This window comes from Streptomyces sp. NPDC050988 (genome assembly GCF_044456225.1).
GTDB lineage: Bacteria > Actinomycetota > Actinomycetes > Streptomycetales > Streptomycetaceae > Streptomyces.
In genome coordinates this window covers 428,325-452,371 of sequence record NZ_JBITFQ010000003.1, presented here as the reverse complement: position 1 = coordinate 452,371, position 24,047 = coordinate 428,325, and the positions used below count along the sequence as shown (strand labels likewise).

Below are 24,047 nucleotides of genomic sequence, written 5' to 3'. Positions count from 1 at the left end.
ACGGGCGGGTTCCTCGGCTCGCGCCCGGCTGGCCCGCGCCCTGGGCCGCGCCCGGCCCGTGTCCGCCCGCCTCACGTCTGCGCCCGGCCCACGCCTTCGGCCGGCGCTTGCCCAGCCGGCGACCGCGAATCTGCTCCGGCCTACGCCCCCACAGCCGCGTCGAGGTCCGTGAAGAGCAGTTCGCCGTTGATCGTGGCTCCCGCCCGGTAGCCGCCGCTCGCCGCGTTCACGACCTGTTCGCCGAAACCGATCGCGTTGCCCGCCGCCCAGACGCCGGGCACGCTGGTCAGACCCGTCGCGTCAACGACGGCATACGTGCCGAACGGTGTCTCCTGCAGCTCGGCACCGAGCCGTTCAAGGAGGCCCGTGCGCGGGACTGCCCGGGGCGCGACGAACAGGACCGAGCGCTCGTGGGTCGTGCCGTCCGCGAGCCGGATCCCGGTGAGCCGGTCGTCGTCGACGGCCAGCCCGGCGACCTCGCCGGGCACCACGTCGACCCTGGCCGCGGCGAGCCTGCGCAGATCCTCGTCCGCGAGTTCGTCCTCGGCGACCGTGTGCAGGAAGAGCGTCACGTCCTTCGACCACTGGGAGACCATCAGCGCCTGGTGGACGGCCATCGGGGTCGTGGCGAGCACGCCGAAGGCCTGGTCCCGTACCTCCCAGCCGTGGCAGTAGGGACAGTGCAGCACGTCCCGCCCGAAGCGCTCGGCGACACCCGGCACCTTCGGCAGTTCGTCCGCGAGGCCGGTGGCGACGACCAGCCGGCGCCCGTGCACCGTGCGCCCGCCTTCGAGCGTCACGTCGAACTCCCCGTCCGCACCTCTGGCCACGTCCACCGCCCGGTCCCGGGCGAGTTCGACGCCGTAGCGCGCGATCTCCTCGCGTCCCACGGCGAGGAACTCCAGCGGCGACATGCCGTCCCGCGACAGATAGCCCTGCATGTGGGCGGCGGGCGCGTTGCGCGGCTCGCCCGTGTCGATCACGAGCACACTCCGCCGTGCGCGTCCCAGGACGAGCGCGGCGGACAGTCCGGCCGCGCCGCCTCCGACGACGACCACTTCGTACCTCTCGGTCATGGTGACCACCTCCACTGAGAAGGTCGCCCACCTCCTGCCGTATTGACAAACGTCTTTGCCGAAACTGCAATGAAGAGATGAGCGAGCGCGACGAGCACAAGAAGCACGAGGGGACCGCCACGGACACTGGCACTGGCACTGGCACCGGTGCAGACGCCGATACCGACACCGACGGAGTCCTCGCGGAAGTCGGGCCGCGACTGCGCCGCATCCGCAAGGAGCGGGGCGCCACCCTCGCGGGTCTGTCCTCCGCCACCGGAATCTCCGTGAGCACCCTGTCCCGCCTGGAGTCCGGGCTGCGCAAACCCAGCCTGGAGCTTCTGCTGCCCATCGCCCGAGCCCACCAGGTGCCCCTCGACGAACTAGTCGGGGCCCCTCAGGTGGGCGACCCCCGCATCCGCGCGGCGAAGCCGATCGTCCATTACGGCCGCACGCACTGGCCGCTCACCCGCCAGCCCGGGGGCCTCCAGGCCTACAAGGTGCTCGAACCGCAGCGGAAACTGGAGCCGGAACCCCGGACGCACGAGGGCTACGAGTGGCTGTACGTGCTGTCCGGGCGGCTGCGCCTGGTGCTCGGCGAACACGACGTCGTACTCACCCCGGGGGAGGCCGCCGAGTTCGACACGCGCGTGCCCCACTGGTTCGGGTCGACGGGGGAGGGGCCGGTGGAGTTCCTGAGCCTCTTCGGGCGGCAGGGGGAGCGGATGCACGTTCGGGCGCGCCCGAAGAAGCGTGGCGAAGACGACTGACAACGGCCTACGCGGAGTGTTCCCAGGCATGCAAGCGACCGCTTAGTATGCAGTTGACCCCGGTCAGACGAAGCAGTCCGTGGAGGCTCCGCATGCAGGCATGGCAAGTGCACGAGATCGGCGAGCCGAGCGAGGTGATGCGGCTCGAGGACGTGGAGCGGCCCACGCCCGGTGAGGGCCAGGTCCTGCTCAAGGTGCGCGCCGCGAACATCAACTTCCCGGACGCCCTGATGTGCCGGGGGCAGTACCAGGTCAGGCCGCCCCTGCCGTTCACGCCGGGCGTCGAGATCTGCGGCGAGACTGAGGACGGGCGGCGCGTCATCGCCAACCCGGCGCTGCCGTACGGCGGCTTCGCCGAGTACACCGTCGCGGACGCCGCGGCCATGCTGCCGGCCCCCGAGGCGCTGGACGACGCCGAGGCCGCCGCGCTGCACATCGGCTACCAGACGGGTTGGTTCGGACTGCACCGGCGGGCTCGTCTGGAGGCAGGCGAGACGCTGCTCGTCCACGCTGCCGCCGGAGGGGTCGGCAGCGCGGCCGTGCAGCTCGGGAAGGCCGCGGGCGCCAAGGTCATCGGCGTCGTGGGCGGCGCCGACAAGGCGGCCGTCGCGCGTGAGCTGGGCTGTGACGTCGTCGTGGACCGGCGTGCCGCGGATGTCGTCGCCGCCGTGAAGGAGGCCACCGGAGGCCGGGGCGCCGACGTGATCTACGACCCGGTCGGCGGCGACGCCTACACGCAGTCCACCAAGGTCGTGGCCTTCGAGGGCCGCATCGTGGTCGTGGGCTTCGCGAGCGGCAGCATCCCGAGCCCGGGCCTCAACCACGCGCTGGTGAAGAACTACTCGATCCTGGGCCTGCACTGGGGCCTCTACAACACCAAGGACCCGAAGCTGGTCCTGCGCTGCCACGAGGAACTGACCGAGCTGGCCGCCCGGGGCGGGATCAAGCCGCTCGTCAGCGAGCGCGTACCGCTGAGCGGGGCCGCCGCCGCTGTGCAGCGGGTCGCCGACGGCGTCACCACCGGCCGGGTCGCCGTGGTGCCCGCGCTTGAGGACGGAGCAGCCGCATGACCGACGCTGCGAGCAAGACACCGGATGCCGCCGAACTGCGCCGCCGCACCCAGGAGTTGCTGGCCGCGCAGCCGCCGGCCACGACCGATCGGCTCGACTTCCTCAAGGCGCGGTTCGACGCGGGCCTCGCCTGGGTGCACTACCCCGAGGGCCTCGGCGGACTCGGTGCGCCGCGTTCCCTCCAGGCCGTCGTGGACGCCGAGTTGGAGGCCGCGGGCGCGCCCGACAACGACCCGCGGCGCATCGGCATCGGCCTCGGCATGGCCGCGCCGACGATCCTCGGCTTCGGCACCGAGGAGCAGAAGAGCCGCTTCCTCAGGCCCCTTTGGGTCGGCGAGGAGGTCTGGTGCCAGCTGTTCAGCGAGCCGGGAGCGGGCTCCGACCTGGCGGCGCTGGGCACGCGAGCCGTACGCGATGGCGACGACTGGGTGGTCAACGGGCAGAAGGTGTGGACGTCCAGCGCCCACCTCGCCCGCTGGGCCATCCTCATCGCCCGTACCGATCCGGACGTGCCCAAGCACCGCGGCATCACGTACTTCATCTGCGACATGACCGACCCCGGTGTCGAGGTGCGCCCGCTGCGCCAGATCACCGGTGAGGCCGAGTTCAACGAGGTGTTCCTCACCGACGTCCGCATCCCCGACGCGCACCGCCTCGGCGAGGTCGGCGACGGCTGGCGGGTCGCGCAGACCACGCTCATGAACGAGCGCGTCTCCATCGGCGGCATGCGCATCCCGCGCGAGGGCGGCATGATCGGCCCGGTCTCCAAGACCTGGCGTGAGCGCCCCGACCTGCGCACCCACGACCTGCACCAGCGGCTGCTCACGCTGTGGGTGGAGGCCGAGGTCGCGCGGCTCACCGGCGAGCGCCTGCGCCAGCAGCTCGTCGCGGGCCAGCCGGGTCCCGAGGGCTCCGGCATGAAGCTCGCGTTCGCGCGCCTCAACCAGGAGATCAGCGGCCTGGAGGTCGAACTCCTCGGTGAGGAGGGCCTGTTGTACGAGGACTGGACGATGCGCCGCCCCGAACTCGTCGACTTCACCGGCCGTGACGCCGGCTACCGCTACCTCCGCTCCAAGGGCAACAGCATCGAGGGCGGGACCAGCGAGGTCCTGCTCAACATCGTCGCCGAGCGCGTGCTGGGCCTGCCCTCCGAGCCGCGCACCGACAAGGACGTCGCCTGGAAGGACCTCGCCCGATGAGCGCCCCCGATCTGCTGTACTCGGAAGAGGAAGAGGCGCTGCGCGCCGCCGTCCGCGACCTCCTCACGGACCTTTGCGACGCGCCGGGCGTAATCGCCCGCACGGAGTCGGACCGCCCGCACGACCCAGAGTTGTGGAAGGCCCTCTCGGACGGCATGGGCCTCGCGGGCCTTCTTGTCCCCGAGGCGCTGGGCGGCCAGGGCGCCACGCACCGTGAAGTCGCCGTGGTTCTGGAGGAGTTGGGCCGCGCGGTCGCACCCGTCCCGTATCTGACGAGTGCCGTCGTCGCGACCGAGGCGCTGCTCGCGTGCGGGTCCGACGAGGCCGCCGAACTGCTCACCGCCCTCGCGTCCGGCCGTACCATCGGCGCGCTCGCGGTGGCGCTGTCCGCCGGGCCCGGGGCGCCCTACAAGTCCGTACGGCATGAAGACGGGACTCTGCGTGGGGAGTTGACCGGCATCGCGGACGCGGTCGCCGCGGACGTGCTGCTCGTGCCGGCGGAGGACGGCGGCCTGTACGCCGTGGACGCCGGTGCCGACGGCGTCACGGTCACCCCGCAGGTCTCCCTCGACCTGACCCGGCCGGTCGCCACGGTCACCTTCGACGGGGCCCCGGCGCGCCTCCTCACCCCGGACGCCGCACCGGCCGTACGGCGTGCCCTGCGCGCCGGGGCCGGCCTGCTCGTCTCCGAGCAACTCGGCCTCGCCGACTGGTGCTTGACGGAGACGGTCCGCTATCTCAAGGAGCGCAAGCAGTTCAACCGCCCGGTCGGCGGATTCCAGGCGCTCAAGCACCGGCTCGCCGCGCTGTGGCAGGAGGTCGTGGGCACGAGGGCCGCGGCCCGCAATGCCGCCGACGCGCTGGCCATCGGGAGCCCGGACGCCGATGTGGCGGTCGCCGTGGCCCAGGCCTACGCGTCGCCCGTCGCGGTGCACGCGGCCGAGGAGGCGGTCCAGCTGCACGCCGGTATCGGCATGACCTGGGAGCACCCGGTCCACCTCTACCTGAAGCGCGCCAAGGCCGACTCGATCGCGTACGGCACGGCGGGCGCCCACCGTGAGGAACTGGCCGGTCTGGTGGACCTCCAGGCCCCCTGACCTCGCCCTTTCCGCGCCCACCCATGGGGCGAAGGCCCGCTCCGACCCCCCGGACAGGAGCGGGCCTTCGCTTTACCCACGCCCCCCATCATGCATAATTGCGAACTGTTCGCAATAACTGTTGATGTTCATTAGGGGTGGGGGCGGCATGAGGGCCCGATCGATACGAGGCATGGGCGCCCTAGCGACGGCCGCCGCTCTGGCGACCGTCGCCTCCGCGTGTTCGGCGCCCGGCGAGGGTGACAGCGGGGACGCGGCGACCTCGGCCGTCGTCGGCATTGCCTACGAACCGGAGACCCTGAGCCCGCTCCTCGGCTTCGGCAAGGACGGCAACTCCAAGATCTTCGACGGGCTGCTCACCCACGACGCCGACCTGAAGCTGAAGCCCGCCCTCGCCGCCGCCCTGCCGAAGGTGAGCGACGACGGACGCACGTACACCTACGCGCTGCGCGAGGGCGTGAAGTTCAGCGACGGGAAGCCGTTCACCGCGAAGGACGTCGTCTTCACCTACGAGACGATCCTCGACGAGAAGACCAACAACGCCTCCAAGGGTGAGCTGGACGCGATCGAGAGCGTCGAGGCGAAAGGTGACGACACGGTCGTCTTCCGGCTCAAGTACCCCTACGCGCCCTTCGCGGAGCGCACGGTGCTGCCCATCGCGCCCGAGCACATGGCAGGCGGCCAGGACGTCAACACGGGGGCGTTCGGATCGAAGCCCGTCGGCACGGGGCCCTACAAGCTGGCCAAGTGGTCCAAGGGCGAGCAGCTCGTCCTGGAGGCCAACTCCGGCTACTGGGGCGGCACTCCGAAGATCGAGCGCTTCACCATGGCGATCATCAAGGACGACGACGTACGCGCCACCCGGCTGCGCTCCGGCGACCTCGACGGCGCGATCCTCCCGCCGAACCTCGCCAAGGCATTCCGGGGCTCGGGCCAGAAGACGTACGCGGCCAAGAGCTTCGACTACCGCACGGTCACCCTGCCGACCGGCAACAAGGTCACCGGGAACACCGCCGTGCGCCGAGCCCTCGACATCGCCGTCGACCGGCAGGCCATGGTCGACGGAATCCTCGAAGGCGCCGGCAAGGTGGCGTACGGACCTGTCCCGACGGACAGCGAGTGGTTCACCGAGGGCACCGAGCGAACGTACGACCCGAAGAAGGCGCGGACGGTCCTCGACGCGGCCGGCTGGAAGCCGGGCAAGGACGGGATCCGCGTGAAGGACGGCGTCCGCGCGAGCTTCCCGCTCTGGTACGTCTCCGGCGACAAGCTCCGTCAGGACCACGCCCTCGCGTACGCCTCCGACGCCAAGAAGATCGGCGTCGAGGTCAAGGTGCAGGCGGGCACCTGGGAGGTCATCGAGCCGCGCATGCCCAAGGACGCGGTGCTCGCGGGCGGCGGTTCACCGGCCGACCCCGACTTCGACCAGTACCCGCTCCTCAGGTCGGACCTCGCGGGCGACGGCTTCAACAACATGGGCTGGTACGACAACGCCACCGTCGACCGCGCCCTGAAGGCCGGCCGCGAGAGCGGCGACCCGGCCGAGCGCAAGGCCGCCTACGACACCGTGCAGCGCGAGCTGGTGAAGAACCCCGGCTACACCTTCCTGACCCACATCGACCACCTGTACGTGGTCGACGACCGCTTCGGCGAGCTGACCACGCAGGTCGAGCCGCATGACCACGGTCTTGCGGCCGGCCCCTGGTGGAACGTCGAGGACTGGCGGCCGTGAGCCGTCCGCCGTGGGGTCCCATGGCGCGGCTGGCGGGACGGCGGGCCCTGTTCGCCGTCCCCGTCCTCGGGATCGTCACGTTCGGGGTCTTCGCCATCGCCGCGGCCTCCCCGTTCGACCCCGTCAAGGCGTACGCGGGCACGGCAGGACTCAGCGCCTCGCAGGACACCCTCGACCAGCTGCGCGCCAACCTCGGCGCCGACGAGCCGCTCGTCACCCGGTGGTGGAACTGGCTGACGTCCGCCGTGCGGGGTGACCTCGGCGACTCCAGCGCCCTGCGGCAGCCGGTCGCCGACGTGATCGTCGAACGCGTCGGCTGGTCCGTGCTGCTGGCCTCCGCCGCCTTCCTCGTCGCGGTCCTGCTGGGCGGACTGCTCGGCGTCCTCGCCGCGCGCCGACCGGGCGGCTGGACCGACAGGGCCGTCACCTCCCTCGCGTACACCCTGGAGGCCGCGCCGCCGTTCTGGCTGGGCCTGCTCGTGATGTGGCTGTTCGCCCTGAAACTGGGTGTGCTGCCCGCGGGTGGCCTCACGGACACCGGCACAACGGTCGTCACGGCCGACCAGGTCGTACGCCATCTCGTGCTGCCCGCAGGCGTGTTGGCGCTCTCGCAGCTGCCGTGGTTCGTGCTGTACGTCAGACAGGGCGTCGGTGACGCGCTCCAGGAGGACCCCGTGCGAGGCGCACGCGCGCGTGGACTCGCCGAGCGCACCGTCCTGTTGGGGCACGCCCTGCGCTCCGGAATGCTGCCGGTGCTCACACTCATCGGCTCGCGCGTGCCCGAACTCATCACCGGCGCACTGCTGGTGGAGACAGTCTTCAGCTGGCCCGGCATCGCCGCGGCGACCGTCGAGGCCGCCACCGCCGTCGACTTCCCGCTGCTGGCCGCGCTGACCGTGCTCGCCACGATCGCCGTGCTGGTCGGGAACCTCCTCGCGGACCTGCTGTACGGGCTCGCGGACCCGAGGGTGGGCTTCGATGGCTGAGACGACCAGGATGACTGATACGACCGGGGCCATGGGGGGCGCCGAGACGGCTGAGGTGTGGCGCACGCGTGCGGTCGTACGACGATCGACGCGCGTGTGGCGGGTGCGCGGCTCGGCGGCCGTCGTGGGCGTGATGGTGCTGGCCGTGCTGCTCGTGCCGCCGCTGGTCCAGCTCGACCAGCAGGCCGTGGACCTGGCCGCCAAGCTCCAACCGCCCTCCCTGGCCCACCCGTTCGGGACCGACGACGTGGGCCGGGACCTGCTGCTGCGCTGTGTCTACGGGCTGCGCGTCTCGCTGCTGGTCGGCGTGGTGGCGGCGGTGGTGTCCACCGTGGTCGGTACGGCCGTCGGTGCGGTCGCGGGCGCGTTCGGGGGATGGGTCGACCGGCTGGTGATGCGGCTCGTGGACGTGTTCGCGTCCGTGCCGCATCTGCTCCTCGGCATCTTCATCGTCGCCATGTTCCGGCCCGGGGTGTGGCCGGTCGTCGTCTCGGTGGCGCTCACCCACTGGCTGTCGACGGCCCGGATCGTCCGCGCGGAGATCCTCTTGCTGCGCTCCCGGCCGTACGTCGACGCCGCGATCTCGGGCGGCGCCTCGCGCTACCGGGTGGCGGTACGGCATCTGCTGCCCGGTGTACTGCCCCAGGCCGGACTCGCCGCCGTCCTCATGGTGCCGCACGCCGTCTGGCACGAATCCGCCCTGTCCTTCCTCGGGTTGGGGCTGCCCACGCATCAGGCCAGCCTCGGCACGCTGGTGCAGAGCGCGCGCGGCTCGCTCCTCGCCGGGGACTGGTGGCCCACCCTCTTCCCGGGGCTGTGCGCCGTCGCCGCCACCCTCGCCATCGCGGGACTCGCGGGCGCCTGGCGCGAACGGCTCAACCCGCGCAGCCGATCGGAGCTGATGCTGTGACACCGGAAGGCGTGACCCGGGAATCCGACGCCGTGAACGTCCTCTCGGTGCGCGGGCTCTCCGTGCGTTTCCGGATGCGCGACCGGGCGTACGTACGGGCCGTCACGGACGTCTCCTTCGACCTCGCGGCGGGGGAGTGCCTGGCCCTCGTCGGCGAGAGCGGCTGCGGCAAGTCGGTGCTCGCCTCCGCCCTGTTGGGCCTGCTGCCGGGCAATGCGTCGGTCGCGGGTTCGGCGCTGCTCGGCGGCGACGGGCTCGACCTGCTGGCCGCGGACGAGCGGGTGCTCGCCCGAGAGGTCCGCGGGCGGCGCGTCGGACTCGTACCGCAGAGTCCGGCGGCCCACCTCACACCGGTACGGACCGTACGGTCCCAGCTCGCCGAGGCTGTACGGGAGTTGACGGGGACGTCCGGCGAAGGCGCGGTGGCCGCCGCGGAGCGGGCCGCGTTTCCCGAGGACCATCTCGACCGCTACCCGCACGAGTTGTCCGGCGGGCTCGCCCAACGGGCCGCCACCGCGCTCGCCCTCGTCGGAGACGCGCCCCTGCTGCTCGCCGACGAGCCGACCACCGGGCTCGACCGCGACCTCGTCGAGCGCACCGTCGACGAACTCCGCCGTCACACCGGGGACCATCGCGCCCTGCTGCTGATCACCCACGACCTGGCGGCGGCCGAGCGGATCGCCGACCGGGTCGCCGTGATGTACGCGGGACGCGTGGTGGAGATCGCCGACGCGTCCGCGTTCTTCGGTGCACCCGGACCTCGGCATCCGTACGCCCGCGGTCTGCTGAACGCCCTCCCCGAGCGGGAGTTCACCCCGATCCCGGGCATGCCGCCGGAACTCGGCGCGCTCCCGGACGGGTGCGCCTTCGCCGCGCGGTGCGGACGGGTGAGCGAGGCGTGCCGTGTGCTGCCGGAGTTCGTGGCGGGCGTGGCCTGCCATCACGTGAGTGACATGGATCAGGTGGAGGTGGCGCGTGCGTGACCAGGAAGGGCACATGCGTTGTCGGGAGGTGGCGGCGCGTGCTTGAACTGCGGGCCGTCACGGCCGGGTACGACCGGCGCGCCCCGGTCGTCCGTGAGGTCTCACTGACCGTGAGTGCCGGGGAGGCCGTGGGGCTCCAGGGGCCCAGCGGCTGCGGCAAGTCCACGTTGGCCCGGGTCGCCGCACTGCTGCACCGGCCCGATTCCGGCGAGGTCGTCATCGACGGCGAGCCGGCCCGCGGCTGGCGTCATCGCGCGCCGCGCGCCCAGCGCACCGCCTTCGGGGTCGTCTTTCAGCAGCCACGCCTCTCGGCGGACCCGCGACTGCGGCTCGCTGACCTGATCGCCGAGCCGCTCCGGGCCACCGGGCAAACAGTGGACGGCATACGGGAGTTGGCCGAAACCGTGGGGCTCGGAGCGGACCTGCTGGCCCGCAGGCCGCACGAGGTGAGCGACGGGCAGTTGCAGCGGGCCTGTCTCGCGCGGGCGCTCGCGCTGAGGCCTCGCTGGCTCGTCTGCGACGAGATGACGGCGATGCTCGACGCCTCGACCACGGCCGCGCTGGTCGGCGTCGTGGAGACCTACCGGCGGGAGAGCGGGGCCGGACTGCTGGCCGTCGGGCACGACCGGGTGCTGCTGGAACGGTGGTGCGACCGGACGGTCGGGTGGGCGGAGTTGACCTCGGTGTGAACGTCCGCCGGAGGCGGTCGACCGAAGTGAACGCACAGCGGCAGTCCGGCCAACTCCCCGCACGGCCCTGCTCCTTGAACCCCCTGAGGACCGATACTCGCTGAGGCCCGTACGGCAACTCTCAGGGAGGCAGACATGGCCCTCACCACCCGTCGCAGAGCCCTCACCACCCTCGCCGCCGCGGTGGCGGGCAGCGTCGCCGTTCCCGCGTACGCGCAGGCGACCGAGGGCGGGCACCGGCCGCGCCCGCTGTGGCGCGCCCACGCGCACAACGACTACCTCCACACCCGTCCCCTCCTCGACGCGCTCGACCACCGCTTCGGAAGCGTCGAGTCGGACATCTTCCTCGTCGGGAACCAGCTCCTGGTCGCCCACGACCCGGTCGAACTCGACCCTTCCCGGACCCTGGAATCCCTCTACCTCGCGCCCCTCGCCGCCCGCGTGAAGGCCAACCGCGGCTCGGTGTACCGGGGGCAGCGCAAGCCGCTCCAGCTGCTCATCGACATCAAGACCGAGGGCGCGTCCACCTACCAGGAACTCGACCGCCAACTGCGCCGCTACCGGCACCTGTTCACGACGTACGCGCACGGCCGGGTCTTCCCCGGCGCGGTGACCGCCGTGATCTCCGGCGACCGCGCGGCCCGGGTCCCGATGGAGGCCCAGACCGTACGACGGGCCTTCTACGACGGCCGCCTCCTCGACATGCTGGCCCCCGTGCCGGCCCCGTCCTCCTTCATCCCGCTGATCAGCGACAACTGGACGCTCAACTTCACCTGGCAGGGCGTCGGCACGTTCCCCGAGGTGGAGCGCCAGAAGCTGCGCGGCATCATCGCGGCGGCGCACTCCCGAAGGCAGAAGGTCCGCTTCTGGGCCACTCCGGATCTGGCGGGCCCCGCCCGTGACGCGGTCTGGAGCGAACTCCTCGCCGCCGACGCCGACTACATCAACACCGACGACCTCGCGGGCCTCGAAGCGTTCCTGGACGCCCACAAGTAGGTCCAAGAGGGCGCGCAAATAGGTCCAAGAGCGCGCGTAGCCCAGCGATCACCGACCGACGGGCGTAGCCCAGCGCTTTCACGCGCAGTCAACACACGTTCGGCGGACACGTCAGCCGCCCGGACGAACCCCCCGCTACGCCACACTTGCGGCCGAAAGCCGCGGTATGGGCGTGGCGGAGGAGGTTGACGATGGCCATTTCCATCTCTGTGGTCCTGTTGCTCTTGATCCTTGCGGTGGTCTTCATCCGCAACGGCGCGCTGAAGCTCTCGCACGCCGCGGTCTGCGTGCTGCTCGGCTTCTATCTCGCGAGCACGAGCATGGCGCCGACCATCCACAACGGGCTCACGGCGACCGCCGACGTCGTCAGCAGCCTCAGGCCGTGAGCCCGCGGCAGCGGTGGGGCGCGCGGATCACGAGCGCGAGAACACGCCGATCCCGTTGGGCACCGGTCTCTCCGCCCCGCCGCTGGGATGGTTGCGCACGGTCGCCGTCGTCGAGCCCGGCTCCCGGGCGGCCAGCGTGGTCGAGCCGCCGCCGTCGAGGCTGAAGGCGTCCACAGACCCCAACTCCCGCATGGCGTCGGCGACTTCCGCGATCGTGAGTCCGGTGCGGAACTCGGGTGCCCCGTCCAGCGCGAGCAGCAGGAGCTGGCGGCCGCCGTCCGAGATGCCCGCGGCGGTCCGTACCGCCGCGGTCGTGGTGTCCAGACCCGCGAGCGGTTGGCCGCCCCTGAGGACCGGATAGCCGCCGATCACGAACCGGTACGGGGTCCGCGACGCGGCCGCCACCAGCCGGTGCCGCACCGTGACCCGCTCGCCGAGCGACAGCTTCCGCAGCTGCTGGGCGCCCGCCTCCCGGCCGACCAGGACAGTGGTGCCGGAAGCGATGGGTCCGTTGCCGGGAGTGTCGGCCGATGACACGACCTTGCCGTCCTGGACGGTCACCTCATGGGTGTCCGTGCTGCAGGGCGCGGCCCGGTCGGTGTCCGTCCCGCAGGTGGCCCGCACCCGGGAGGGCGTGCCCCAGTCCGAGGTGAACGCGCCGACGGAGCCGACCGGCAGCGCGTACTGGTTGAGCCCGCCGAGCGGCAGCCGTGCCTCGGTTGTGGTGACCGAACCGTCGAGGGCGAGGCTGTCGAGGCGGGCCCGATGGTCCGTGCCCACGCCGAGTACGTCCCGGGTGCTCGTGCCGGGCGGCAGGGCGGGGCCGAAGCGCTGGCCGTCGGGGACCGCCGCCTTGAGCGTGCGCCCGCCCGCGATCGCCGGACCGACGGACGCGCCGGTCGCCTCGACCCCCGGATGCTGGGTCTCGGTGATGTTGAAGAAGTCGCCGTTGACGCCCGCGACGGCACCCTGTGCGTCGGCCAGCCGCGACACGGGAGCCCGCGCCGCCACCGCGCCGGGGTGGAGCAGGTCGACACTCACCCGTGGGTTGCGGAGATCGACGCTGAGCACATGTGCGTGCGCCATGCCCTTGGCGGCCGGAATGTCGTACTCGGTGTAGCGCACGCCGGGTGCGAGCCGGTGGAAACCCGGCGGGCCGCCGTCCGGCGCGCCACTGGCCGGTGCCGCCCCCGCGAGGGCGGCACCGGCCAGTGCGCTCCATGCCGCTACAACCGTCAGTGCGGTTCTGAGTCGTCCGGTGCGTCGTGTCACGCTGCCCCTGCTCTCTCCGCTGTCTCCTCAAATAGCCCAGGACACAAGGGAGTTCACCACAGAGCAGGTGGCGTGACGACGACTACGTGCCGACGAGACGCGAACGGGTCAGGAAACGCACCCCTTCGGGTGCCTCCAGCGAGAAACCACTGCCCCTCCCCTCCACCACGTCGACGATCAGCCGGGTGTGGCTCCACACCTCGTACTGGCTCCGCGACATCCAGAACGTCACCGGCTCGTCGACGCCCTCGACGGCCAGCGAGGCGAGGAGTACATCGGAGTCGCCCGTCCGGAACTCGCCCTCCGGGTAGCACATGGGCGCGCTGCCGTCGCAGCAGCCGCCGGACTGATGGAACATCAGCGGACCGTGGGCGGCCCGCAGTCGGCGCAGCAGCTCGGCGGCGGCGGGCGTCAGCTCCACGCGCGGGGCGGATGGGATCACCGTGCATCACTCCTCATCGCTTCGAGGCGTACCGGACCAGGTCCTGACCGCTGTCGCGGACCCTACCGAGCCGACGGACGGGCGTCAGCGCCGCGTCAGGAGATCGTTCCGGACCGCCTCCCCGCGTGGTGCGGCCGCGTGGTGCGTCGTACACGTTGCGTCAAGAGGGCTGGTTGATTGATTCACCTTCGGGTTATCTTTTGGTGGCTTGCATCATCCGATCAGTCATCCGACCGGAGGACAGTCGACGTGATCCACCCCCTGCCTGCCGCGTTCGACGGTCCCGGTCTGCCCGTCGATCTGGACGAGGCCGCCCACCGCTGCCTCGTCGCCGGTTTCGACGGGACCGCGAGCGTCTCCACCACCCTGAAACGGCTCGTCGACCGGGGGCTCGGCGGAGTCATCCTCTTCACCCGCAACGTGCGCGACGCCGAGCAGGTGCGCCGCCTCACCGACGAGCTGAGGGCGATACGCCCCGACCTGATCGTCGGCATCGACAACGAGGGCGGCGGCATCGGCCACCTGGTGGGCGCGGGCGCACCCGACGTCCCCGGCAACCTCGCGCTCGGCGTCGTCGACGACACGGATCTGACCGCCCGCTGCGCCGACGCGCTCGCCGGACACCTCGCCACCCTCGGCATCACCGCCTCGTACGCGCCGGTCGCCGACCTCCAGCACCACCCGGACAACCCGATCGTGCGCACCCGCTCCTTCGGCGCCGACCCCGAACTCGTCGGCCGCCACCTGCGCGCCTGGATCACCGCAACCGAGGCCCGCGGTGTCGCCTCCTGCGCCAAGCACTTCCCCGGCCACGGCGGCACCGTGACAGACAGCCACCACGACACCGCCGTCGACCCGCGGCCGTACGACGAACTGCTTCCCGACCTCGAAGCGTTCCGTGCGGCCGTCGCCGTGGGCGTTCCGATGCTGATGAGCGCCCATGTCGTTTTCCCGGCGCTCGACCCGAACCGCCCGGCGACCCTGAGCCGCCGCATCCTGCGCGATCTGCTCCGCGACGACATCGGCTTCGAAGGCGTGCTGGTCAGCGACGCGCTGGAGATGAAGGCGATCGCCGACCGCTACGGCGAGGCCGCCGGGGCCCGGATCGCCCTCGCCGCGGGAGCCGACCAGGTCATCGTCGCCGTACCGGACCTGGAGACCACGCTGGCCTGCCGTGACGCGGTACTCGGCGCGCTGCGCACCGGAGCGCTGCCCGACGAGCGTGTGTGGGAGGCCGCCGGGAGGGTCCGCCGCCTCGCCGAGCGGTACGCGACGCCGGCCGCCCCGGGCACGGTCGCCGCATGGGACTCCGGGGCCGGAGCCGAGGCAGCCCGCCGGGCCGTACGCGGTCGGTCCGTCCGGCCCTCGGTGCCCGGCGCCCATGTCGTCGACCTGTTCCCGCCGCCGCATCCCGCGCTCAACTGGGGCGGCGAGGACCTGCTGACCGAGTTGCGCGCCGTCGACCCCACGGCTTCGGGAACCGCGGTCACCGGGGAGCCTGCCGACCCGGCGGCCCTCGTCGCCGGGATCCTGCGGTGGGCCGAGGGCTCCCCGCTGGTCGTCGCCACGAACGACGCCGGGCTCCACCCCTGGCAGGCCCGCCTCCGCGACTCCCTGCTGGCCCGGCGTCCGGACGCCGTACGGGTCTCCACCGGGCTCCCCGAGGACGGGGACGACCTGTGCTCGTACGGGAGGGGCCGGGCCAACCTGCGGGCGCTGGCGGAGGCGCTGGCGGGCGGGTAGCCGCTCACCGGCGGGCTCCGCCGCCTCGGCCTGCTCCCGCGCTTTCATCTTCGCAGGGACCGCTGTCTCTGCGTCCCGTCACGTTCACGGCTCCGGTGACCGGCCCGGTCGTCACGGATTCCGTACGAGATCCGTGATGCCCCGGGCCGAAAGGTGGTCGGCGTCGTCCGCGTGCGAGGCCAGGACCACCGTCGGGCGGACACCCTGGCTCCGCAGCCACATCCACGCCTCGAAGTACGCGCCGCCCGGGCCCGAGACGGAGCGGGTGGCGGGCGTGCAGTCCAGGACCAGGGCCAGGTCGCGCGGCCGCCCGGGGCGGGGCTTGGCGCGCACCTCGGCGACGGCGTCGGCGAACGCGGTGGCGATCGGCTTGGGGCGGCCGGAGGAGTCGAAGAGACCCAGGGTGTACTCCAGCTCCGGGTAGTCGGCCAGGGAGCGGTCCACGTCGTGGGAGCACCACCAGGTCACGCCCCAGAGCCCCGCGCACTCCGAGGCGTTGAGCACGGTGGCGCGGGCGAACTCCGGTGCGTCGGCCGCCGGGATGTGCGGCTCGGGCGCCCCGGTCTCCTGCGCCCAGACCGGCCGTGTCACGTCCTCGGCGTAGGCCTTGGCGAGCTCCACGCCGTACTCGGCGAGATGCAGGACCTGCGGTGAGCGGGGGCCGTACCGGCGTGCGCAGTCGCCCGAGAAGACCCACGGGTGGACGGTGGTCAGATCGCCCTTGAGGGCCGAGGCCTCCGGCGTGAACGGGTGGTCGTCGCCGTACCAGGCCGCGTCGTACGCGGAGTGCGTGACGAGGCGGCCGGGCGGGGCGGCGGACAGTCCGTCCCGGGCGGCGGCGAGGAGCGTGTCGAGGTAGTGGTCCACCTCCTCGACGGTCACCGGGTTGTGCTCGACCAGGTTGTTGAGCTCGTTGCCGAGCTGGAGGCCGATGAGGTTGGGCCGGTCGGCGAGCGCGCGGCCGAGGACGCGCAGCAGTTCCGCCTGGGCCTCGATGGCCTCGGGGTCGGTGAACACGTTGCGGTGGTGCCAACCGCGGGTCCACTCCGGATAGAAGTCGAAGCTGGACAGATGGCCCTGCACTCCGTCCACGAGGACGTCGAGACCGGCCTCGGCCGCCAGGTCGACGAGCTGGACCAGCTGGTCGACGGCCGCCCCGCGGATCAGTGTGCGGTTGGGCTGCAGGAGCGGCCAGAGATGGAAGACGCGGACGTGGTCCAGACCGAGCCCGGCTATCTGGGCCAGGTCCTCACGGGCGTGGACCGGATCGAAGTCGTGCCAGGAGTGGAACCAGCCGCGGCGGGGCGTGTAGTTCACACCGAAGCGGGGCGCGGGCGCGCTGGATACGGGGGGAGTGCTGATGGGGTCCTCCTCGGAAACCTGTGCCGACGCGCGGCCGGGGCTTGTTCTCGGCGAATGTATCAACCACCATGGTCGCCAATGAACAATGATTTGAACCAGGATCCAGGTCAGATGCGGGATCAGGCTCGGCATCAGGTACCGGACCGGGTGCGGGATCCGGTGCGGGATCGGGATCTCGTGGTGGGCCTGGACGCCGGTGGCACCCGTACCCGCGCCGTTCTGGCGTCCGCCGTGGACGGCCGTGTGCTCGGCCAGGGCGCCGCAGGGCCCGGCAATGCCCTGACGGTCCCGGTGCCGCTGCTCACCGACCACCTGGCCGAGGCCGTCGCCCGGGCTGTGCCGGAGGCGGACCGCGCCCGGGTCGTCGCCGTGGCCGGTGGGTTCGCGGGCGCGGCGGAGACCGCCCCGGACGAGCCCGGCCGCCTCAATGCCCTGGCCGCGCTCACCGCCGCGCTGCGACGCCTGGGCATCGCCGCGGATTCGGTCGGCGTCAGCAGCGACATCGAGGCGGCCTTCGCCTCCGCACCAGGCACCCCGGCCGACGGGCTGGCCCTGGTGGCCGGCACCGGCGTGGTCGCGATGCGCATCAGGGACCGCCGCTGCGCGGTGACCGTCGGCGGCGACGGCTGGCTGCTCGGGGACGACGGCGGAGGCTTCTGGATCGGCCGCAGCGCGGTACGGGCGGCACTGCGCATGGCGGACGGACGGGGCGGTCCGACGACGCTGGCCGACGGGGTCGGCCGGGCGCTGGGGGTGCCGATCGGGGCGCTGCCGTACGCGGAGGACCTGCCGTACGGAGGCCCGGCGGGCCTGGGTGGCCTGGGCGGTGAGGGCGGCCTGGGCGGTGCCGGAGGCCGGGATGGTGGGGGAAGTCCGAGTGGTGGGGGTGGCCGGGATGGTGGGGGAAGTCCGAGTGGTGGGGGTGGCCGGGATGGTGGGGGGAGCCCGAGTGGTGCGGGGAGCCCGGATGGTGTGGGCAGCCCGCGTAGTGCGAGCGGTCCGAACCGCGCGGTTGGCCCGGTCAGAGCTGATGGCTCCGCCGCTGTCAGCGTCTCCGGCGCCTCCGGGCCCGCCCGCGAGCGCCTCCACGCGGAGCCGGAGTGGTCGCCCGACCGGCGCGCGGCCTACCGCATGCACCTGCTGCCCGCCGTCATGGCCGAGCCCCCGATCCACCTCGCCCGGCTCGCTCCGCTGGTCGCCGAGGCGGCCCGGCACCAGGACGCCGTCGCGCGGGCGATCCTCGACGAGGCGGCGGACCACCTGCTGGAGCCGGTCCGTGCGCTGGCACCCCGCCAGGGCGAGCGGATCGTCGCCACGGGAGGGCTGCTCGGCCCCGAAGGCCCCCTGACAGCTCTTCTGAGCGAGCGCCTCAAGGCGCTCGGCCTGACGCTGGACTGGGTCGCGGATGGCTGCCGCGGCGCCGTGGCCCTGGCCCGGCTCGGGCACGGCGGCCCGCCAACCTCGTCCCTCACTACCTGAACCCGCGCACTACCTGAACCCGGGCCACATGAACCCGGGCCACATGAACCCGCACTACCTGAACCCGGGCCACCTGAGCCCGAGTGACCTGAACCCGGGCCGGCTGACCGGTACGTCCCCGTAGCCCCACGCGAGAACAGCACGGAAGGAACAGGCCGCATGCCGACTCCGGAACACGCGGCCGCCCGGCCCGAGCAGACACCCGAGGTCTCCCGGGGCCACGACACGCACGGCCCCCTCTACCTGGACCCGGACGCCGCCGTCGACGACCGGGCCGCCGACCTGCTCTCCCGCATGACCCTGCGGGAGAAGGCCGGCCAGCTCAACCAGCGGATGTACGGCTGGGACGCCTACCGCCGCACACCGGACGGCTTCGAACTCACCGAGGCGCTGTACGCCGAGACCGAGCGCTTCGCAGGCCTCGGCGCCCTGTACGGACTCCTGCGCGCCGACGCCTGGTCGGGCGTCGACCACTCCACCGGCGCGGGCGCGGCCGACGGCGCCACGCTCGCCGACCTGGTGCAGCGCCACGTCATGGAAAGCAGCCGCCTCGGCATCCCGGCACTTCTGGTCGAGGAGGTCACGCACGGCCTCATGGCCCTGGACGGCACGGTCCTGCCGGTCAACCTGGCCGTCGGAGCCACCTGGGATCCCGAGTTGTACGAGCGGGCCGCCGCCCATGCCGCGGCCGAACTGCGGGCCAGTGGCGGCCATGTCGCCCTCGTCTCCGCCCTCGACCTCGCGCGCGACCCCCGCTGGGGCCGTACCGAGGAGTGCTTCGGCGAGGACCCGTATCTGGCCGCCCGGCTCACAGAGGCCCTGGTGCGGGGCATGCAGGGCCAATCCGGTTGCACGGACGGGCAGTTCGCCGAGGACAAGGCCGCCGTGGTGCTCAAGCACTTCGCCGGACAGGGCGCCACCGTCGGCGGCCGCAACTCCGCGGAGTCCGAACTCGGCCTACGGGAACTCCACGAGATCCATCTCCCCGCCGCCCGGGCCGGAGTCCGGGCGGGAGCCGCTGCCGTCATGGCCGCGTACAACGAGGTCGACGGGCTTCCCTGCGCGGGCAACAGGGCTTTGCTCACCGGGCTGTTGCGCGAGCGCTGGGCCTTCGACGGGCTGGTCATGGCCGACGGGCTCGCCGTCGACCGGCTGGCCCGCATCACCGGCGACACGGTCTCGGCGGGCGCCCTCGCGCTCAACGCGGGTGTCGATCTGAGCCTCTGGGACGACGGATTCACACACCTGGAAGAGGCCGTCGAGCGCGGACTCGTCCAGGAGGACGTGCTCGACGCGGCCGTCGCCCGGGTGCTGCGCCTCAAGTTCCGCCTCGGGCTCTTCGAACGGCCCTGTGCCGAGGACAGGTTGACCGCTCCGTCCCCGGACCGAGGCCGGGAACTGAGCACCGCACTGGCCCGAGGCGCGGTCACACTCCTCCACGACGACGGCGGCGTCCTGCCCGTCCGCCCGACGGTGTCCCGCATCGCGGTCCTCGGTCCGCACGCCGCCACCACCGCCCACCAACTCGGCGACTACACAGCGCCGCAGCGCCCCGGCGCCGGCGCCAGTCTCCTCGACGGGCTGCGGCGACTCGCCCCGCCCGGAGTGGACGTCCGCCACGCCCGCGGCTGCGCCCTCACCGGCGACGATCTCTCGGGGATCCCCGAGGCCATCGCCCAAGCCGGCGTCTCCGACCTGGCCGTGCTCGCGCTGGGCGGCAGCAGCGCCCGTACCCCCGAGACCGGCTTCGCCGCGAACGGCGCGGCCCTCGGTGCCGTGTCCGAGATGACCTGCGGAGAGGGAGTCGACCTCGCGGGACTGCGGCTCGGCAGGGCCCAACACGCCCTGCTGGACGCCGTCGTGGCGACCGGCACCCCCACGGTCGTGGTTCTCGTGCAGGGCCGACCGCATGCCGTCCCGGAGGCGGCGGAACGCGCGGCCGCGCTGCTCACCGCCTGGTATCCGGGCCCGTGGGGCGGCGACGCGATCGCCGAAGTGCTCCTCGGGCACGCCGAGCCACGCGGACGCCTGCCCGTCTCGGTCCCGCGCTCGGCCGCCCAACTCCCCGTGTACTACAACCACAAGGACACCGAGTACGGCTCCTACGTCGACGAGAGCGCCGAGCCGCTCTACTCCTTCGGGCACGGACTGTCGTACACGAGCTTCGCCTACGGGCCGCCGCTCCTGTCCGGACACACCGTCACGGTCGACGTCACCAACACGGGGGAACGGGCCGGGCGTACCGTCGTCCAGCTCTACATCCGGCGGCTGAGCACGCCCGTGTGGCCGCGCACGCTCGAACTGCGCGCCTTCAGGAACGTCGAGCTCACTCCCGGGGAGACCCGCAGGGTCGTCATACCGCTCGGCACCGACCAACTCGCCCAGGTCGGCGCCGACTTGGAGACGGGCGTGCTGCCCGGCACCATGGAGATCCGGGTCGCGGAATCGGCGCGGGCCGCGCTGGACGCCGTACCGGCCGTGCTGCGGATCGACGGTTGACGGCGACGGTCCACAGCGACGGCCGGCGGGCCGTCAGAGCTTCACGGCTCCGGACGAAACCCCCTTGTAGAACCACCGCTGAGTGATCACGAACAGCACCAGCACCGGGATGACGGAGATCACCGAGCCGGCCATCACCACCCGCTGGTCGTAGCCGAACGACGAGCTCTGCAAGCGCGAGAGACCGAGCGTCAGCGTCATGTGTTCCTCCGAGCGCAACACGATCAACGGCCAGAGGAAGTCGTCCCAGGCGCTGATGAAGGTGTTGATGGTGACCACCAGGATCGCGCCCCACGCGGACGGCAGGTACAGATACCGGAAGCGCTGCCACTCGCCCGCGCCGTCGAGCATCGCCGAGTCCTCGATCTCGCGCGGCACCGCCATGAACGCGGCACGCATCAGCAGCACGTTGATGGCACCGACGAACCCGGGCAGCCACACGCCCACCAGGTTGTCGACCAGGCCCAGGTCGCGGATGCTCAGGAACAGCGACACCATGATCGACTCGAAAGGGAACATCATCGAGGCGATCAGTACGACCCAAACCGCCTTGCGGCCCTTCCAGTTGGGCTTGGAGAGCATGTAGCCGGCCGTGGTGGAGAACAGCAGCTGGCTGCCGACCGACAGGACGACCACGAACATGCTGTTCCTGATGTACGTGGCCACCGGCACCTGGTCGAAGACCGCCCGGTAGGCCCGCAGGGTCGGCTCGTGCGGAAACAGCGAGGCGTTCGCGCCGAAGACGTCCTCGCTGGTGCTCTTCAGCGAGGCCAGGAGCTGCCAGACCAACGGCCCGACGGTGATGCCGAGCACGAAGAGCAACAGCAGGTAGCGGACGACCAGTTCGCGGGGGCGGCCGTAGTCCCGCCAGCGTGGGAGCAGTCTCCTGCGCCGTGGTGTCTCGGACCCGGTCGAGGTTGCCGTCGCTGTCGCGGTCGTCATGACTCGTCCTCCCTCGTGAGCCGCTGCGCCAGCAGGGTCAGCCCCAGCGTCAGCAGGAACAGCGCCACACTGACCGCCGAGCCGTAACCGGCGTTGCCGGTGATCGGGTCGAGGCCGACGTCCTTGATGTAGAAGGGCAGCGTGCGGTCCGCGCCCCCCGGGCCGCCGGTGGGACCGCCGAGCATGTACAGCTCGGTGAACACGCGCAGTGAGCCGATGCCGGTGAGGGTGCCGACCAGCATCATCGCCTGCCGCACACCGGGCACGGTGATGTGCCAGAAGCGGCGGACGGAGCCGGCGCCGTCCATGGACGCCGCCTCGTGCAGTTCCCTGGGCACGTTCCCGAGCGCGGCGAGGTAGAAGATCATGTACCAGCCGAGCCCCTTCCACAGGGTCAGGCCCATCGCGGAGAACAGGATCAGCCACGAGTCGGACAGGAACGGGATGGCGTCCCTGATCAGATGGGCCTTCTCCAACCAGGTGTTGATCAGCCCGTCGTCGGCCAGCAGCCACTGCCAGCTCAGACCCACGACCACGCTGGAGGCGAGCACCGGGGTGTAGAAGGCGGAGCGGAAGAAGCCGATGCCGGGCAGGTTCTTCTCCACCAGGACGGCCAGCAGCAGCGGCAGCAGGACCATCAGCGGCACGACGATCAGCGCGTACAGGATGCTGTTGCGAGTCGCCAGCCAGAAGTCCGAGTCGTCCAGCATCCGGGTGTAGTTGTCGAGCCCGACGAAGCCCGCGGCGCCGCCGAGCGGCTTGGCGTCGGTGAACGACAGCAGGAGCGTGTTGAGGAACGGGAACACGCCGAAGACCACCGCGCAGACGATCGCGGGGGCGGTCCACAGCCAGGGCAACCACCAACGGCGGTACAGCGCCGCGCCGTTGGCGCCGGGAGCGGGGCCGGGCAGTACCGCCCGGCCCAGTCGGCGTATACGGGACGGGGCCGCGCCCGGCACGGAGGCTGTGTGCTCCGCACCGGGCGCGGACACCGGCTTCGCGGTCTGCGTCGCCACGATCAGCCTGCCTGCTTCAGCAGCTCGTTCGCCTTCTCCTGGGCGTCCTTCACGGCCTGCTCGGGGCTCTTCTTGCCCTGCATGGCCAGCTGCACCTGGGACACGATGGCCTTCTGCACGGCCGGGGAGACGTTGGTCTGGTAGGCGGTGGTGGTCTTGAGCTGCTCGGCGACGAGCTTGCGGGCCTGGGAGAAGGGGTCGCTGCCGGTCGCGTTCTGGAAGAACGGGTCGTCCAGCGAGGTCGTGGTCGTCGGGAAGATCACGACGTTCGGGTCCTTGCACCAGGCCGTCTGGTTCTCGGCGTTGGTGAGGAACCTGGCGAACGCGAGCGCCGTGGGGGCGTGCTTGCTGGTCGCGGCGACCGAGATGTACTGAGGGGCGGCCGTGGTGTGGCCGAGCGCGTCGAAGGGCTGCTGGCCGACTCCGGTCTTGGCGTACACCGACGGGCTGTTCTGCTTCACGAAGCGCACGAAGCTCGGGTTCGTCGAACCGTAGGCGACCTGGCCCTGGCTGTACGGCGTGGAGGGGTCGTTGCTGGAGGACAGCGAGTCCTTCGGCATGGCGCCTTCCTTGTACAGCCTCGCCATCCAGGCCACCCACTGGGTGGTCCTCGGATCGTCGGCGAAGACGGCCGACTTGCCGTCGGCGGACAGCGTCCTGATGTCCATCTGGTCCCAGTCGGCCGGGATCCGCCAGATCGGGTTGGCCATCGTCGCGAAGTACTTGCCCTTGGCCGACTTGGCGATCTTCTCGTAGTCGGCGAACAGCCCGAACATCGTCTTCGGCGGCTTCGCCGGGTCGATCCCGGCCTTCTTCAGCATGTCGGTGTTGTAGGTGAGGAGGACGCCGCCGGTGTACCAGGGCAGCACGGTGTGCGCCGCCTTCCCCGAGGCGTCCTTGTAGGTGCTGGACTTCCAGAACGCCGGGACGAACGGCTTGGCGGCGTCCGGGTCCTTGACGCCCAGGTCGAGGAGGTAGCCGGCCTTGGTGAGGGCGGTCGCGGTGGGGGCGTCGATGTTGATCACGTCGGGCATCGTGCAGCCCTGGGCGTCGGCGACGGTGCGCTGGGTGAAGGTGCTGTCGCCGGGGTCGTCGATCCACTTGACCGAGGTGCCGGGGTTGGCCTTCTCGAAGTCCTTGATCACTCCGTTGAAGAAGTCCCCGAAGTCCTTCTTCAGGTTGGTCGTCTGGAAGGTGATCTTCCCCTCGACGTCACCGGTGAGCTTGCCCGACCCGACGTTTCCCTTGTCGACCTTGCAACCGCCCGCGGTGGCACCACCGTCGTCGGAGCCGCCGGAGAAGCCGCAGCCTGCGGCCGTCAACGTCAGTACGACGAGCCAGGCCAGGGACCCGGTCAGTCTTCTTGCGCGCATTGCTGCCCTCCTGAGACCCAGTCTGCTGCTGGTTCAATTCACCAAC

The 24,047-nt window shown here is 71.8% G+C and carries 20 protein-coding genes and 1 pseudogene; 14 read left to right on the top strand and 7 right to left on the bottom strand.

What is annotated here, in order from left to right; translation table 11 throughout:
• Nucleotides 1-140 precede the first annotated feature (140 nt).
• On the bottom strand, nt 141-1,076 hold the full coding sequence (locus tag ACIBEI_RS10245) for an NAD(P)/FAD-dependent oxidoreductase (RefSeq protein ID WP_398887036.1): 936 nt from the start codon (nt 1,074-1,076) through the stop codon (nt 141-143).
• Between the two features lie 77 nt (nt 1,077-1,153).
• Here ACIBEI_RS10245 and ACIBEI_RS10240 point away from each other — a divergent pair, with 77 nt between their 5' ends.
• From ACIBEI_RS10240 to ACIBEI_RS10190, 11 genes are all read left to right on the top strand, one after another.
• Entirely contained in the window at nt 1,154-1,825 is a 672-nt protein-coding gene (locus tag ACIBEI_RS10240; RefSeq protein ID WP_398887034.1) for a helix-turn-helix domain-containing protein, read from the top strand.
• 92 nt (nt 1,826-1,917) lie between these two features.
• Complete coding sequence (locus ACIBEI_RS10235) at nt 1,918-2,895, top strand: NADPH:quinone oxidoreductase family protein (protein ID WP_398887032.1); 978 nt, start codon at nt 1,918-1,920, stop codon at nt 2,893-2,895.
• Entirely contained in the window at nt 2,892-4,094 is a 1,203-nt protein-coding gene (locus ACIBEI_RS10230; protein ID WP_398887030.1) for an acyl-CoA dehydrogenase family protein, read from the top strand. The genes ACIBEI_RS10235 and ACIBEI_RS10230 overlap by 4 nt, the downstream gene beginning before the upstream one ends.
• A complete protein-coding gene (locus ACIBEI_RS10225; RefSeq protein WP_398887028.1) occupies nt 4,091-5,191 on the top strand; it encodes an acyl-CoA dehydrogenase family protein in 1,101 nt (366 codons plus the stop codon). Before ACIBEI_RS10230 ends, ACIBEI_RS10225 begins: the two co-directional genes overlap by 4 nt.
• Nucleotides 5,192-5,339: 148 nt before the next feature.
• Nucleotides 5,340-6,923, top strand: coding sequence for an ABC transporter substrate-binding protein (locus ACIBEI_RS10220; protein ID WP_398887027.1), 1,584 nt, complete (start codon nt 5,340-5,342; stop codon nt 6,921-6,923).
• A 20-nt stretch (nt 6,924-6,943) separates the two neighbouring features.
• Nucleotides 6,944-7,909: an ABC transporter permease gene (locus tag ACIBEI_RS10215; RefSeq protein WP_398887394.1), complete on the top strand. Its 966-nt coding sequence runs from the start codon at nt 6,944-6,946 to the stop codon at nt 7,907-7,909.
• Nucleotides 7,902-8,819 carry an ABC transporter permease gene (locus ACIBEI_RS10210; RefSeq protein ID WP_398887026.1) on the top strand — a complete coding sequence of 306 codons (918 nt, stop codon included), beginning with the start codon at nt 7,902-7,904 and terminating at the stop codon, nt 8,817-8,819. The genes ACIBEI_RS10215 and ACIBEI_RS10210 overlap by 8 nt, the downstream gene beginning before the upstream one ends.
• Before the next feature lie 32 nt (nt 8,820-8,851).
• Nucleotides 8,852-9,802, top strand: a complete 951-nt coding sequence (locus ACIBEI_RS10205; RefSeq protein ID WP_398887392.1) for an ABC transporter ATP-binding protein — start codon at nt 8,852-8,854, stop codon at nt 9,800-9,802.
• Between the two features lie 38 nt (nt 9,803-9,840).
• Nucleotides 9,841-10,491 carry an ABC transporter ATP-binding protein gene (locus tag ACIBEI_RS10200; protein WP_398887024.1) on the top strand — a complete coding sequence of 217 codons (651 nt, stop codon included), beginning with the start codon at nt 9,841-9,843 and terminating at the stop codon, nt 10,489-10,491.
• A 135-nt stretch (nt 10,492-10,626) separates the two neighbouring features.
• A complete protein-coding gene (locus ACIBEI_RS10195) occupies nt 10,627-11,487 on the top strand; it encodes a phosphatidylinositol-specific phospholipase C/glycerophosphodiester phosphodiesterase family protein (protein ID WP_398887022.1) in 861 nt (286 codons plus the stop codon).
• A gap of 191 nt (nt 11,488-11,678) precedes the next feature.
• Complete coding sequence (locus tag ACIBEI_RS10190) at nt 11,679-11,873, top strand: hypothetical protein (protein ID WP_398887020.1); 195 nt, start codon at nt 11,679-11,681, stop codon at nt 11,871-11,873.
• Between the two features lie 27 nt (nt 11,874-11,900).
• Here ACIBEI_RS10190 and ACIBEI_RS10185 read toward each other — a convergent pair whose 3' ends face one another.
• Both ACIBEI_RS10185 and ACIBEI_RS10180 read right to left on the bottom strand, forming a co-directional pair.
• Nucleotides 11,901-13,145 (bottom strand): phosphodiester glycosidase family protein, encoded by a 1,245-nt coding sequence (locus ACIBEI_RS10185; protein WP_398887018.1) that lies wholly within the window; start codon nt 13,143-13,145, stop codon nt 11,901-11,903.
• 82 nt (nt 13,146-13,227) lie between these two features.
• On the bottom strand, nt 13,228-13,584 hold the full coding sequence (locus tag ACIBEI_RS10180; protein WP_186001443.1) for a DUF779 domain-containing protein: 357 nt from the start codon (nt 13,582-13,584) through the stop codon (nt 13,228-13,230).
• Between the two features lie 255 nt (nt 13,585-13,839).
• Here ACIBEI_RS10180 and ACIBEI_RS10175 point away from each other — a divergent pair, with 255 nt between their 5' ends.
• The gene (locus tag ACIBEI_RS10175; protein ID WP_398887390.1) at nt 13,840-15,330 is read left to right on the top strand and encodes a glycoside hydrolase family 3 N-terminal domain-containing protein; all 1,491 of its coding nucleotides are present in this window, start codon (nt 13,840-13,842) and stop codon (nt 15,328-15,330) included.
• Between the two features lie 111 nt (nt 15,331-15,441).
• Here the strand turns inward: ACIBEI_RS10175 and ACIBEI_RS10170 are convergent.
• Nucleotides 15,442-16,762 (bottom strand): annotated as a pseudogene (locus tag ACIBEI_RS10170) (glycosyl hydrolase).
• Nucleotides 16,763-16,770: 8 nt separating this feature from the next.
• Here ACIBEI_RS10170 and ACIBEI_RS10165 point away from each other — a divergent pair.
• Nucleotides 16,771-18,171 (top strand): BadF/BadG/BcrA/BcrD ATPase family protein, encoded by a 1,401-nt coding sequence (locus ACIBEI_RS10165; RefSeq protein ID WP_398887016.1) that lies wholly within the window; start codon nt 16,771-16,773, stop codon nt 18,169-18,171.
• Nucleotides 18,172-18,465: 294 nt separating this feature from the next.
• Entirely contained in the window at nt 18,466-20,670 is a 2,205-nt protein-coding gene (locus tag ACIBEI_RS10160) for a glycoside hydrolase family 3 N-terminal domain-containing protein (protein ID WP_398887388.1), read from the top strand.
• Between the two features lie 33 nt (nt 20,671-20,703).
• On the opposite strand, the gene ACIBEI_RS10155 is transcribed toward ACIBEI_RS10160, so the two are convergent.
• The 3 genes from ACIBEI_RS10155 to ACIBEI_RS10145 are packed head-to-tail and all read right to left on the bottom strand — an operon-like array spanning nt 20,704 to nt 24,001.
• Complete coding sequence (locus ACIBEI_RS10155; protein ID WP_398887014.1) at nt 20,704-21,612, bottom strand: carbohydrate ABC transporter permease; 909 nt, start codon at nt 21,610-21,612, stop codon at nt 20,704-20,706.
• The gene (locus ACIBEI_RS10150; protein WP_398887386.1) at nt 21,609-22,631 is read right to left on the bottom strand and encodes a carbohydrate ABC transporter permease; all 1,023 of its coding nucleotides are present in this window, start codon (nt 22,629-22,631) and stop codon (nt 21,609-21,611) included. The genes ACIBEI_RS10155 and ACIBEI_RS10150 overlap by 4 nt, the downstream gene beginning before the upstream one ends.
• Nucleotides 22,631-24,001, bottom strand: coding sequence for an extracellular solute-binding protein (locus ACIBEI_RS10145; RefSeq protein ID WP_398887012.1), 1,371 nt, complete (start codon nt 23,999-24,001; stop codon nt 22,631-22,633). Before ACIBEI_RS10145 ends, ACIBEI_RS10150 begins: the two co-directional genes overlap by 1 nt.
• Nucleotides 24,002-24,047 lie beyond the last annotated feature (46 nt).